This is a genomic window from Streptomyces sp. NPDC005794 (genome assembly GCF_042871445.1).
Classification (GTDB): domain Bacteria; phylum Actinomycetota; class Actinomycetes; order Streptomycetales; family Streptomycetaceae; genus Streptomyces.
Genome location: NZ_JBIAIN010000017.1, coordinates 1 through 12,695 on the forward strand (window position 1 = coordinate 1; position 12,695 = coordinate 12,695).

Consider the following 12,695-nt stretch of genomic DNA (forward strand, 5'->3'; position numbering starts at 1 on the left):
CTACCTCACGCCCCACGAGACCCGATTGCGCTACCAACAGGGCCAGACCCTCGCGGCGTAACAACATCGTGTTCAAGATCACGGGGAAACTTCACGTTCCGGATAATTGAAGATCGACACGTCGCGAGACCGCAGAAACCTGCCTCCACGCCTGCGGTCCCCGCGGCATGTCCGCATCCCGACCCCCGGTCCGTTCCGACGCGGGCCGCCGCGCTTCCCGGCGGCCCGGCAGGCTGACTTTCACACAAGCAGGAGCTCAAACGACGAGATCCCGGTCAGACGGTGACCGTCTGACCGGGATCTCGTGAACCGTTCCGGGGTGAACCCGTGAACGGCCCTGCGGTGGACCTGTGGGGATTTGAACCCCAGACCCCCTCGATGCGAACGAGGTGCGCTACCAGACTGCGCCACAGGCCCTTGCAACGAGTGAAACTCTAGCACCCTCATCGGGGTGCTCGGAAATCCGTATCCCGGCAGGTCACCGAGTCGGGTTCACCGCCGGTCTCACTCGTTGGCCGCACGCGGCCGGTCCTCGTCGTCGTACTGGTCGAAGAGGGGGGTCCGGCCTCGGTCGCGGGTGCGCCGGGGCGTGTTGCCGCGGCGGCGCGGCGCCGGGTCGGCTGCGGGAGTGGCGGCGTCCTGGATGTCGTGGCTGCCCGTCCGGGTGGGCTCGGCCGAGCTGGAACGGGCCGCACTCCAGGTCTCCGGATCACCGACCTCCACCCCGCCCGTGGCGCGCGGGGCGACGGGGGCGGTGACATAGGTCGGCAGGGGGACCGGGACCGGCTCCCAGCTGTCGCCCTGGGCCGGTCCGCGTTCACGCTGCTGATCGACCCACTCCGCGTGGTCCGTCTGCTCGACGAGAGCACGCCGGCCCGCCTCCTGGGGCGAGACCGTCGGTGCGGGCGCGGGCACCCCTCCGGGCTCCTCGTCGGGCTCGGCGGGAGCCGAGGACACGGGCTGGTGCCTGCGGGGGCGGTTCTCGCGCAGCCGCTGCGCGGCCACCTCGGCCCGGCGCCGATCCATGGTGAAGACGAACCGACGGCGCTCCTGGGTGCGCAGATGCACGATGTACGTGCTCAGCAGCAAGGCCGGCACAGCCGGTGCCCACAGGAACCGCAGTCCGCCCACCGCCGCGACGACCGCGCCGAGCGTGAACGCCATGAACAGGATCGTGGTGGTACGCCGTCGGCGCGCCAGGACCTGCGAGCGCTGACGGCGCTCACGCTCGGACTCCGCGCCGGAAGGCCGTCGGCCCACCCGTCGGCCGGGTGCCGGACGGGGAGCCCGGTCCTGCGGACGCTCCTGGTCCGGACGGGCCGTCGCCGGATCGGTCAACCGCGCTTCCGTGTGCGCCGGAGGCGCGGAAAAGGCCCGGACGTCGACGGACTCCAATCGGTCCGTGACGGCATCCGGGTCGACGTCGCCAGGCGCCTGCTCGGCATCCCGCTCCCGCAGCTCCTTGGCGTAACGACGCTCCATGGCCGCCCGTCCGGACAGCAGCCGGATGGCGGTGCTGAAGCGTTCCGTCGGACGGGCCTCATTGAGTTCGTCCTGCCTGCGGAGCCACATCGGCACCAAGTAGGCGGCCCAGGCCCCGACAATGACTGCGTAGATCAGGCCGCTGCTGCTCACACGCACACCGTAGAGGGGTTTGCACGGAGGCATCCGCCAATTGGCCCGGTGTGTCGCACGATCAGGCTGATATGACGGACTTTTTTTGCGATTGTTCGGGCCAGCAGTGGCCGAAAGTGAGCCTGATTACATTCAGGGAGCGTTCAAATTCGAACACTTATTTCATTTCCCCGGGGGTGCATGGCGATCCCGATGTACCCGGCCGCATCCTGCGCCAACGCCGCAGCAGCCCGTCGGGCACCTCCTCGGCAGTGAGGGCGAAGATCAGATGGTCCCGCCACGCACCATCGATGTGAAGATAGCGTGGACGAAGTCCTTCCGCGCGGAATCCGAGTTTCTCCACGACCCTTCGACTGGGGCCGTTCTCGGGCCGAATGCACACCTCGATCCGGTGCAGTCCGACCGTACGGAAACAGTGGTCGACGGCGAGCGCCACCGCCGTCGGCATGACGCCGCGGCCCGCCACGCTCCGGTCGACCCAGTACCCCACATGGCCCGAGCACATCGAGCCCCAGGTGATGCCCGCCACCGTCAACTGGCCGACGAGACGGCCCTCGTACTCGATCGCGAACGGCAGCATCCGGCCGGCGTTCGCCTCGGCCCGCAGATGACGGACCATCTGCCGGTAGGTGGGGCGCTGGGCCACCGGGCCGCCGGGGGCGGGTGGCGGGACGGTCGCCTCCCAGGGGCGCAGCCAGTCACGGTTACGCCGGTTGACCTCACGCCACACGCTCTGGTCGCGCAGCTTTATCGGGCGGAGGGTGACGGCGCCGTCGGACAGGATCACCGGCCAGGTCCGGACGTTCAGCTCGGGCTCCCCGGTCGGGGGTGGTCTCCGCCGCGCAGCTGGTCGACGGCGTGCACCAGAAGCCTGCCCAGGACCGCGAGGCCGTCGCGTACACCACCGGTCGAGCCGGGCAGGTTCACGACGAGGGTGTGGTCCGCGATGCCTGCGAGGCCGCGGGAGAGCGCGGCGGTGGGGACCGTGTCCCGGCCCTCGGCGCGGATCGCCTCCGCGATGCCCGGGATCTCACGGTCCAGGACGCGGCGGGTGGCCTCGGGCGTCCGGTCGGTGGGCGAGATGCCCGTACCGCCGGTGGTGACGATCACGTCGTAGCCCGCGGCCACTCCGGCCCGGAGGGCCGCTTCCACCGGATCTCCGTCGGGCACGACCTGCGGACCCTCGACGGCGAATCCGAGACCGGTGAGAGCCTCGGCGATGACGGGGCCGCCTCTGTCGGCGTACACGCCGGCCGAAGCGCGGTTGGAGGCGGTCACGACGAGGGCGCGGTATCCGCCGGTGGCAGGGGGGCTGCCGGGCGTGGTCATGCGTCCGCCCCCTCCGGTGCGGGGCGCCGGTAGTCGCCGGACTTGCCGCCTGATTTCGCCTCGACGCGGACGTCCGTGATCACGGCGCTCTTGTCGACCGCCTTGATCATGTCGATCACTGTGAGCGCGGCGACCGACACGGCGGTCAGTGCCTCCATCTCGACCCCCGTACGGTCCGTGGTCTTCACGGTGGCCAGGATCTCCACCGCGTCGTCGGCCACGCTCAGGTCGACCTTCACACCGGAGACGGCGAGCGGGTGGCAGAGCGGGATCAGGTCCGGGGTGCGCTTGGCCCCCATGATCCCGGCGATGCGCGCGGTGGCGAGGGCGTCGCCCTTGGGGACACCCTCGCCCCTGAGGAGTTCGACGACACGCGGTGAAACGAGGACCCTGCCGCTCGCCCGGGCGACACGTGCCGTGACGTCCTTCTCGGACACGTCGACCATGCGGGCGGCACCCGCCTCGTCGATGTGCGTCAGCCTGTTCTGCGTACTCAACTCACTCCGCCTAGCGGTAGGGCGCCGGTTGCCCGCCCGTCCCGCACCGACGTGCGGACCGAGGGGCCCGGGGGCTTCCCCCGGTAAGGCACAGCGCCAGATACCGTACCGCCACAGCGCCGAAGTCAGCGGAGGAGGATCACCTCGGCCTCCGCGCCGGGCTCGGCGGAGGTGACGTCCTCGGGCAGCACGATCAGCGCGTCCGCCTGTGCGAGGGCGGCGATCAGGTGCGATCCGGGGCCCCCGACGGGAGTCACGGTGCCCGCCTCGGCGTCGTAGGTCCCGCGCAGGAACTGGCGCTTTCCGGATGGTGAGGCGAGCGCCCCGTCCGTGCTGAGCGTGGCCCGCACCGTGGGACGGTGGACGTCCTGAAGGCCCATCAGCGTCAGGATCGCCGGGCGGACGAACAGCTCGAACGAGACGTAGGAGGAGACCGGGTTGCCGGGCAGCGCCATCAGCGGCGTGTGGTCGGGGCCGATCGAACCGAAGCCCTGCGGCTTGCCCGGCTGCATGGCGAGCTTACGGAAGTCGACGCCGCCACCGGCCTCGTCCTCGTCCCCCACGGAGGACAGTGCCTCCTTGACCACGTCGTACGCACCGACGCTCACACCGCCCGTGGTGACGACGATGTCGGCGCGGATCAACTGGTCCTCGATCGTGGTCCGCAGCGTCTCGGCGTCGTCGGCGACCGCGGGGACACGGTAGGCGATGGCCCCCGCGTCCCGCGCGGCGGCAGTCAGCGCGAAGCTGTTGGAGTCGTAGATCCGGCCGCCGGTCAGCTCCTCGCCCGGCTGCACCAGCTCGCTTCCGGTCGACAGCACGACGACGCGCGGACGGGGCCGCACCCGCACCGTGGACCGGCCGATCGCGGCGAGCAGGCCGATCTGCGGCGGCCCGACGACCGCACCCGCGCGCAGCGCCATGTCACCGGGGCGCACATCACTTCCCTTGGCCCGGACATGGGCGCGCGGCTTGACCGGGCGGTGGATACGGACCTCGCCGCTCGCCCCCTCCGGGGCGTCGCTGTGGGCCCGCATGCCGTCGACGGGGCCGCCGCCCGTGCCGCCGTCGGTCCACTCGACCGGAACGACCGCCTCGGCGCCCGCGGGCAGCGGAGCACCGGTCATGATGCGGGCGGCCTCGCCGGGGCGGACGGACCGCCCGTCGGCCAGGCCTCCGTCGCCCGCGGCGACATCGCCGATGACGGTGAGGACCGCGGGGAACTCCTCGCTGGCGCCCTCGACGTCCGAGATCCGGACGGCGTACCCGTCCATCGAGCTGTTGTCGAAGGGCGGCAGGGCGACCTCCACCACGACGTCCTCGACCAGGACACAGCCCTGGGCGTCGAGCAGTTGCAGCTCGATGGGTTCGAGCGGCTTCACCGCGGCGAGGATGTCGTCCAGGTGCTCGTCCACCGACCAGATCGTGCTGCTCAAGCTGCTACAACTCCTCGGTGACGTAACTGCGCAGCCAGGTCCGGAAGTCCGGGCCCAGGTCTTCACGTTCGCACGCGAGTCTGACAATGGCACGCAGGTAGTCACCGCGGTCACCGGTGTCGTAACGGCGTCCCTTGAAGACGACGCCGTGCACCGGTCCGCCGATCTCCTCGTCCTCGGCCAGTAGTTGGAGGGCGTCGGTGAGCTGGATCTCGCCACCGCGTCCGGGCTCGGTCCTGCGCAGTATGCCGAAGACCGCGGGGTCGAGGACATAGCGGCCGATGACGGCGAGATTGCTGGGCGCTTCAGCCATCTCGGGCTTCTCCACGAGCCCGGTGACCCGGACCACGTCGCTGTCGGTGGTCGCCTCGGTGGCCGCACAGCCGTACATGTGGATCTGTGCGGGGTCGACCTCCATCAGGGCGACGACGCTGCCGCCCTCACGTTCCTGGATCTCGACCATCCGGGCGAGCAGGGGGTCGCGCGGGTCGATGAGGTCGTCACCGAGAAGGACGGCGAACGGCTGGTCACCGACGTGCGGCGCGGCGCAGAGGACGGCGTGGCCGAGGCCACGCGGGTCGCCCTGGCGTACGTAGTGCATGGTGGCCAGGTCGCTGGACTCCTGGACCTTGGTGAGCCGTTCGGCGTCTCCCTTGCGGGTCAGCGCGGACTCCAGCTCGTAGTTCCGGTCGAAGTGGTCCTCCAGGGGACGCTTGTTGCGACCGGTGATCATCAGTACGTCGGAGAGGCCTGCGGTGACCGCTTCCTCGACGACATACTGGATGGCGGGCTTGTCGACGACAGGCAGCATCTCTTTGGGAGTGGCCTTGGTGGCCGGCAGGAACCGGGTGCCGAGACCTGCAGCTGGAATGACAGCTTTGCTGATCCTGGGGCGCGACTGAGTCATGCGCAGAACTGTAACCGGTGCTTATGGGCGGAAGATGAGCGTCCGGTTAACTTCGTTCTCATACATCCACATAATCGAGCTATGCGAGCACCCGTTGAACGATGACATGTCCCGAAAGGCGGCGCTGCGACGCGAATTGCTCGCCGCGCGACGGCTCCTCACCTCGGAAGACGTCAGAAAGTACGCCGCGGTTCTCTCCTCGGCCGCCTCGGATCTTCCCGAGCTGACCGGCGCCCGGACCGTGGCGGCCTATGTGTCCGTGGGGCGCGAACCGGGAACCCACGCGCTCCTGGACGCTCTTCGGGCGCGGGGCGTACGCGTGCTGCTACCGGTGCTCCTGGCGGACAACGACCTGGACTGGGCCGTGTTCGAGGGTGCGGAACACCTCGTGCCCGCCGGCCGGGGGCTGCTGGAACCGTACGGCACGCGCCTCGGGCCGGAGGCGGTCCTCGAAGCGGACGCGGTTCTGCTGCCCGGGCTCGCCGTGGACGAGCGCGGGATGCGCCTGGGACGCGGCGGGGGCAGCTACGACCGGGTGCTGGCCCGGCTCTCTTCGGCCGGGGCACACCCCGCGCTGGTCGTCCTGCTGTACGACCACGAGGTGGTCGCGCGGGTTCCCGAGGAACCGCACGACCACCCCGTCGATGCCGTGGTCACGCCTGCCGGAGCGCGGCGCTTCCGCTTCCCGCCTACGGTTTCCTGAGCGTCAGGGTGTCGACCGTGGACTGCTCCACGGCGTTCTCCTTGAAGGACCAGTCGAGCAGTTCGCCCTCGACCCACTTGTCCGTCTGATCGGTGTAGTGCGCGCTGAACGCGTGCCCGGAAGCCCCGGTGAGGTTGATCCACCGGGACTTGTCCCAGTCCCCCACGTTGACGACCATCCGCATCGACGGGACCCAGATGACCTCGTAACCGCCCGCCGCGTTCCAGCCGGAGGCGTTGACCGCCGCCTCGCCGCCGCCGAGATCCCAGGGACCCCGGTTCAGGGCCCTCTGCAGAAGGTCGGGGCCTTCGGTGCCGAGCGTCTGGTTGCGCAGGGTCAGCTGGTGCAGCCGGCCCCAGCTCCAGGTGGTCACGTCCTTGCCCAGCTCGGCGGTCAGCTCCCAGCGCGCGTCCTCCATGGCACGGGCGAAGAGCTCGTCACGGCTGTCGATGGCCTCTTCGCGCCCCTTGGCCGGGACCTTCCACCACTCGCTGTCCTGGTCGTCCAGGATGCTCTCGACCACCTCGTACCAGCGGTCGCCGCCGTCCGGCTGCGCCGCTTCCGGGGCACGCTGACCGCATTCCCGTACGAGCTTGTCCTGCTCGTCCACCGGGCCGACGCCGGCGACCGGCTCCACGTAGATGCAGTCGCCCTTGGCCCGCATCTCCTTGGGGAGCTTGTTGCCGAAGGCCAGCTTGAGGATGTTGCGCCACACTCCGTTGAAGTACGCGGCGGCAGCCGAATCGGGCTCCTGGGTGTAGTCCCAGCCCTCCAGCAGCTTCTGGGCCTCACGGACGTTCTTGTCGGAGATGCCGATCTTCTTCAGTTCGGGCACCAGCTTCGCAGCGATCGCGCTCTGGTTGTCCATCTGCATCGTCTGCATGTCGTCGGTGGAGATCTTCTCGCCGCCGTCGATCTTCTTCTTGAGCAGGTCGTTGATCCGCTGGCTCCGGGCGCCGTAGCCCCAGTCCTTCGTGAGCATGTGCTCGTAACCGTCACCGATGACCGCCTGGTTGGCGGTGACGATGTAGCCCCGGTCCGGGTTGTACTCGTACGGCAGCTCGTCGAAGGGGATGGGCTCCTTCTCCCAGCCGTAGGCGGGGGACCAGCCGGGGCTCGGCAGTGTGCCGTCGCCCTTGAGACGGACCGGGATCCTGCCGGGCGCCTGGTAGCCGATGTTGCCCTCGGTGTCGGCGTAGATGAGGTTCTGGGACGGCACCTCGAAGTGCTCGGCCGCCTTCCGGAAGCTCGTGAAGTCCTTGGCCCGGTTGAGCTCGAACACCGCGTCCATGGACTTGCCGGGCTCCAGCGCCGTCCACTTCAGGGAGACCCCGTAACCGTCACCGCGGTCGGGAGCAGAGGTGGTGACAGGAGCCTTCTTGCCGACCTTCTCCAGCTCGCCGTTGCGGTCGGAGACCAGCGGGCCGTTGTTGGTCTCGCGGACCGTGATCTTCCTGGTCCTGCCCCCGGCGACCTTGATGGTCTCCTCACGGGTGACGAAGGGCTCGGTCTTGCCGTCGTACTGGTAACCGTCGGCGGAGACCTTTTCCAGGAAGAGGTCGGTGACGTCGGCTCCGAGGTTCGTGAAGCCCCACGCGATGTCCTGGTTGTGACCGATTATCACGCCGGGCATCCCGGAGAACGTGTAGCCGGCCGTGTCGTACCGGCACGACTCGGAGAGCTGACGGCAGTGCAGCCCCATCTGGTACCAGAGCGAGGGGAGCTGCGGCGCCAGGTGCGGATCGTTGGCCAGCAGCGGCTTGCCGGTGGTCGTGTTGTCGCCGGAGACGACCCAGGAGTTCGATCCGATGCCGTTGCCGTTGGGGCCGAGGAGCGCCGGGATCTCGTCCAGGGTGTCGCTGAGCGAGGAGAGCTGGGTGTTCAGGCCCTCGGTCGCGCCCTCGACGGTCCCGGATCCGATGCTGTCGGACGGCTCGGCCTCCGGGTCGAACGTTCCGGTGACCGGGGAGATCCCGCCCTGGTCGACGATCGGCTCGTTCTTCTCGTACGGGTAGTCCGGGTAAAGGTCCTTGATCTGCTTCTCGTTGAGCCTGCTGGTCATCAGCGAGCGGTCGATCTCGTCCTGCATGTTGCCGCGCAGGTCCCAGGCCATCGCCTTCAGCCAGGCGACCGAGTCGACCGGGGTCCACTCGGTGGGCTTGTAGTCGTTGGTCAGACCGAGCGCCGCGTACTCGACGGAGATGTCCGCGCCGTCCTTGCCGTCCAGATACGCGTTCACCCCCTCCGCGTACGCCTGGAGGTTCTTCTTGGTGTCCTCGTCGAGGACCTCGTCGTACTCCTTCTGCGCGACCTTGCGCCAGCCCAGCGTGCGCAGGAAGGAGTCGGTCTCGACCTGGCCGGCACCGAACATCTCCGAGAGGCGTCCGGACGTCATGTGACGGCGTACGTCCATCTCCCAGAAACGGTCCTGGGCCTGGACGAAGCCCTGGGCACGGAAGAGGTCGCTGTCGGTGTCCGCGTAGATCTGAGGGATCCCGTAGTCGTCGCGTTTGACGTCGACGTCGCCGGAAAGACCCTTGAGCTCGATCGAGCCGGTGGTCTGCGGGTACGAGGCCCGGACCGTGGAAACGGACCAGTACGCGCCGAATCCGACACCCGCGACAAGCGCCAGCACCAGGACGATCACGAACAGGCGGGCGCGTCGCCCCTTCTTCCTGCCGGTCTTCTTCGCATCGGAAGACCCGGAAGGGGCGGTTGTGTTGGCGGGCATCGCTGTCCTTCGAGGGGCAGGGTGGTCCTGGGAGTGCAGGAGCAACCATAGGCGCCCCGCCGAAGCCACTCGGACGCGGTATGGGGATGCATCCATTTGCGCACCGGTTCGCACGGGCGCTCGAAGGCGTCAAGAAAACGTTAAAGATTAGGTAAGGTAACGAAGTACTGGCCGCCGGAGGCCGATCCGGAAGGCGTACGCAGGGAAGGAACGGACCCTGACTGTCCACGCGCTCAACGAACTTCTGCTGGTCTGCTCGGTCGTGCTGCTGGTCGCCGTGGCGGCCGTCCGCATCTCGTCCCGCAGCGGGCTCCCCAGCCTGCTCCTGTACCTCGGCATCGGGATCGCCATGGGTCAGGACGGCATCTTCGACGTCAAGTTCGACAACGCCGAGTTGACCCAGGTGATCGGCTACGCCGCCCTGGTCGTCATCCTGGCCGAAGGCGGACTGGGCACGAAGTGGAAAGAAGTGAAACCCGCACTGCCCGCGGCGGCCGTCCTGTCGACCGTCGGCGTGGGCATCAGCGTGGGCGTGACCGCGAGCGCGGCGCACTACCTCGTCGGTCTGGACTGGCGGCAGGCCCTGATCATCGGCGCCGTCGTCTCCTCCACCGACGCCGCAGCCGTCTTCTCCGTCCTGCGGAAGGTCCCCCTCCCCTCCCGGATCACCGGTGTCCTGGAGGCCGAATCCGGCTTCAACGACGCCCCCGTGGTCATCCTGGTGGTGGCGTTCTCCACCGTCGGCCCGGTGGAGCACTGGTACGCGCTGGTCGGCGAGATAGCCCTGGAGCTGGCCATCGGCGCGGCGATCGGCCTCGCGGTGGGCTGGCTCGGCTCCCTCGGGATCCGCCATGTGGCACTGCCCGCCTCCGGGCTCTACCCGATCGCCGTCATGGCCATCGCGGTGTCCGCGTACGCGGCGGGCGCCATGGCCCACGGCAGCGGGTTCCTGGCCGTCTACCTGGCCGCGATGGTCCTCGGCAACTCCAAGCTTCCGCACTGGCCCGCCACCCGCGGCTTCGCCGACGGGCTCGGCTGGCTGGCGCAGATCGGCATGTTCGTCCTGCTCGGACTGCTGGTCACCCCGCACGACCTGATCGACGACTTCTGGCCCGCCGTGATCGTGGGGCTCGTCCTCACCGCCGTCGCCCGGCCGTTGTCGGTCTTCCTCAGCCTCGCGCCGTTCCGCCTGCCCAAGCGCGAGATGGCCCTGATGTCCTGGGCCGGGCTGCGCGGAGCCGTCCCCATCATCCTGGCGACGATCCCCATGGTGTCCGGCATCGAGGGCAGCACCCGGGTCTTCAACATCGTCTTCGTGCTCGTCATCGTCTACACGCTGATCCAGGGACCGACGCTTCCCTGGCTGGCGAAGGCCCTGAAGATCTCCGAGGACCCGTCGGAGACGTCGGACCTCGGCATCGAGTCGGCCCCCCTGGAACGACTGCGCGGCCATCTGCTGTCCGTCGCGGTCCCCGGCACGTCCAAGATGCACGGCGTGGAGGTGGCGGAACTCCGGCTGCCCGCCGGGGCGGCGGTCACCCTCGTCGTACGGGACGACAAGAGCTTCGTCCCCGCGCCTTCGACCGTGCTGCGCCGCGGGGACGAGCTCCTGGTCGTCGCGACGGATCCGGTGCGCGACGCCACGGAGGCACGGCTGCGCGCGGTCGGCGAGGGCGGCAAGCTGGCCGGCTGGCTGGGCACCGGCGGGGCGGATCGCCGGATCGGCGGGACGACGCACCTGCCGCACGTCGCGCGACTGGCCAAGAAGCCGGGCAAGAGCTCCGAGGACCGCCGGGAAGACAAAGCGGGCGGCAGGCGGGGCCACCACTGACCGGAGGTGTCACGTGAGCGTCCGCGCACATTCACAGGTGTGCCCGGGCCGGAGCCTGTAAGATGAAGGACTGGATCTCTTGATCCACTCGATGTGAACCTGATCGACCAACTCTGCCTGACGCAGAGCTGGCGCGACCGTATGGCGGTCGTGGCGTCCTTTCGCCTCTTGCGTGGCCTCTTTCGCCCCTGGAGCGAGCGCCCGGCATCTACCGCAGTCCCGCGCGAAGAGGACAGCTCTCGGCAGCTCCCGCAGGCCCCGCACCCCGGTGCGGGGCGCCCCGGGAGCACGGCCACCAGGCGGCAGAAAGGCAAGGACCGTGGCGTCCACGGTCTCCGACCGCCCCGGTTACGGGCAGTTGCTGCGCACCCCGGGTGCGTGGACCTTCCTCCTGCCGGGCTTCGCAGCCCGGCAGCCCTTCGCGATGCTGACCATCGGCATCGTGCTCCTGGTTCAGCACACCACCGGCTCGTACGGCAGTGCGGGCGCCGTGGCCGCCGTCTCCGGCGTCTCCATGGCCCTGTTCGCGCCGCAGAGCGGCCGTCTCGCCGACCGGTTCGGCCAACGCGCCGTGCTCCTGCCCGGCGTCCTGGTGCACGCCGCCTCCGTCGGCGCCCTCACGGCGCTGGCCCTTGCGGGCGCGCCCCTGTGGGCGCTGGCCCTGGCGGCGGTGCCCACCGGGGCCTCCATCCCGCAGATCGGGCCGATGGTGCGGGCCCGCTGGGCCGCCCGGCTCGGCGCCGCCCCGGGGCGCCCGGCCTCCCCCCTGATGACCACGGCCGCCGCCTTCGAGTCCGTGACGGACGAGTTCACGTTCGTCGTCGGACCCGTGCTCGCGACGGCGCTGTGCACCGGCGTGCACCCGGCGGCCGGGCTGATCGCGGAGGCCGCGCTGACGCTCGTCGGCGGCCTCCTGTTCGCCGCCCAGCGCTCCACCCAGCCCGCCGTCCGGAACGCCGCGACCGCCGCCGAGCCGCACCGCTCCGCGCTCTCCGTACCGGGCGTCCGTGTCCTCGCGATCACCTTCCTGGGCATCGGCGCCGTCTTCGGCGGCATGCAGGTCTCCCTGACGGCGTTCTCCGAGGAGATCGGCCGGCCCGGCGTGAACGGCCTGCTGTACGGAGTCTTCGCGGCCGGCAACATGCTGGCCGGTATCGCCTGCGGGGCCATCGCCTGGAAGAGCGGTCCGCGCCGCCGGCTGATCGTCGGCTACGTGGCCCTGACGCTGACCGCGTCCGGGCTCTGGGCCGTGCACTCCGTACCGCTGCTGGCGGGGCTCGGGCTGCTGGTCGGACTGTGCATCGCTCCCGCGCTGATCAGCGGCTACACCCTGGTCGAAGCGCTGGTCCCGGCGTCCGCCAGGACCGAGGCCTTCACCTGGCTGACGGGCGCCGTGGCGCTCGGCCAGGCGGCCGCCGTCACGGTGGCAGGACAGCTTGCGGACGCCCATGGCGCGAGCACCGGTTTCGTGGTCCCCATGGCCGGTACGGCGCTGGCGCTGGCGACCCTGCTGACCCTGCGTTCGCGGCTGACGCCGCGGCCCGGGGGCCGGACCGTGGCACGTGGGATCGGTCACCGCGAGCCGGTCACGGTGGACTGATCGCTCGGAATACGTCAGTATGGAGC

Annotated in this window: 10 protein-coding genes and 1 tRNA gene; 3 read left to right on the top strand and 8 right to left on the bottom strand. The window is 69.8% G+C overall.

The annotated features are described in order from the left end of the window. Positions 1-343: 343 nt before the first annotated feature. The 7 genes from ACFYQ5_RS25365 to galU form a co-directional block, all read right to left on the bottom strand. A tRNA-Ala gene (locus ACFYQ5_RS25365) sits at positions 344-417 on the bottom strand. Positions 418-504: 87 nt separating this feature from the next. After that, complete coding sequence (gene glpR / locus ACFYQ5_RS25370) at positions 505-1,668, bottom strand: gephyrin-like molybdotransferase receptor GlpR (RefSeq protein WP_389200696.1); 1,164 nt, start codon at positions 1,666-1,668, stop codon at positions 505-507. Between the two features lie 124 nt (positions 1,669-1,792). Continuing rightward, entirely contained in the window at positions 1,793-2,422 is a 630-nt protein-coding gene (locus ACFYQ5_RS25375; protein WP_389200698.1) for a GNAT family N-acetyltransferase, read from the bottom strand. 17 nt (positions 2,423-2,439) lie between these two features. Then, positions 2,440-2,964, bottom strand: coding sequence for a molybdenum cofactor biosynthesis protein B (locus ACFYQ5_RS25380; protein WP_389200700.1), 525 nt, complete (start codon positions 2,962-2,964; stop codon positions 2,440-2,442). Continuing rightward, the gene (gene moaC, locus ACFYQ5_RS25385) at positions 2,961-3,461 is read right to left on the bottom strand and encodes a cyclic pyranopterin monophosphate synthase MoaC (RefSeq protein WP_031098527.1); all 501 of its coding nucleotides are present in this window, start codon (positions 3,459-3,461) and stop codon (positions 2,961-2,963) included. The genes ACFYQ5_RS25380 and moaC overlap by 4 nt, the downstream gene beginning before the upstream one ends. 125 nt (positions 3,462-3,586) lie before the next feature. Further along, on the bottom strand, positions 3,587-4,897 hold the full coding sequence (glp, locus tag ACFYQ5_RS25390; protein WP_389200702.1) for a gephyrin-like molybdotransferase Glp: 1,311 nt from the start codon (positions 4,895-4,897) through the stop codon (positions 3,587-3,589). A gap of 4 nt (positions 4,898-4,901) precedes the next feature. Further along, a complete protein-coding gene (galU, locus tag ACFYQ5_RS25395; RefSeq protein ID WP_389200704.1) occupies positions 4,902-5,804 on the bottom strand; it encodes a UTP--glucose-1-phosphate uridylyltransferase GalU in 903 nt (300 codons plus the stop codon). A gap of 106 nt (positions 5,805-5,910) precedes the next feature. Here galU and ACFYQ5_RS25400 point away from each other — a divergent pair, with 106 nt between their 5' ends. Then, a complete protein-coding gene (locus tag ACFYQ5_RS25400; protein WP_389200706.1) occupies positions 5,911-6,507 on the top strand; it encodes a 5-formyltetrahydrofolate cyclo-ligase in 597 nt (198 codons plus the stop codon). Here the strand turns inward: ACFYQ5_RS25400 and ACFYQ5_RS25405 are convergent. Then, complete coding sequence (locus ACFYQ5_RS25405) at positions 6,494-9,238, bottom strand: penicillin acylase family protein (RefSeq protein ID WP_389200708.1); 2,745 nt, start codon at positions 9,236-9,238, stop codon at positions 6,494-6,496. The genes ACFYQ5_RS25400 and ACFYQ5_RS25405 overlap by 14 nt on opposite strands. 277 nt (positions 9,239-9,515) lie before the next feature. Here ACFYQ5_RS25405 and ACFYQ5_RS25410 point away from each other — a divergent pair, with 277 nt between their 5' ends. Together ACFYQ5_RS25410 and ACFYQ5_RS25415 are read left to right on the top strand one after the other, a co-directional pair. Then, the gene (locus ACFYQ5_RS25410; protein WP_389200955.1) at positions 9,516-11,069 is read left to right on the top strand and encodes a potassium/proton antiporter; all 1,554 of its coding nucleotides are present in this window, start codon (positions 9,516-9,518) and stop codon (positions 11,067-11,069) included. A 319-nt stretch (positions 11,070-11,388) separates the two neighbouring features. Beyond that, positions 11,389-12,669: an MFS transporter gene (locus tag ACFYQ5_RS25415; protein WP_389200709.1), complete on the top strand. Its 1,281-nt coding sequence runs from the start codon at positions 11,389-11,391 to the stop codon at positions 12,667-12,669. Positions 12,670-12,695 lie beyond the last annotated feature (26 nt).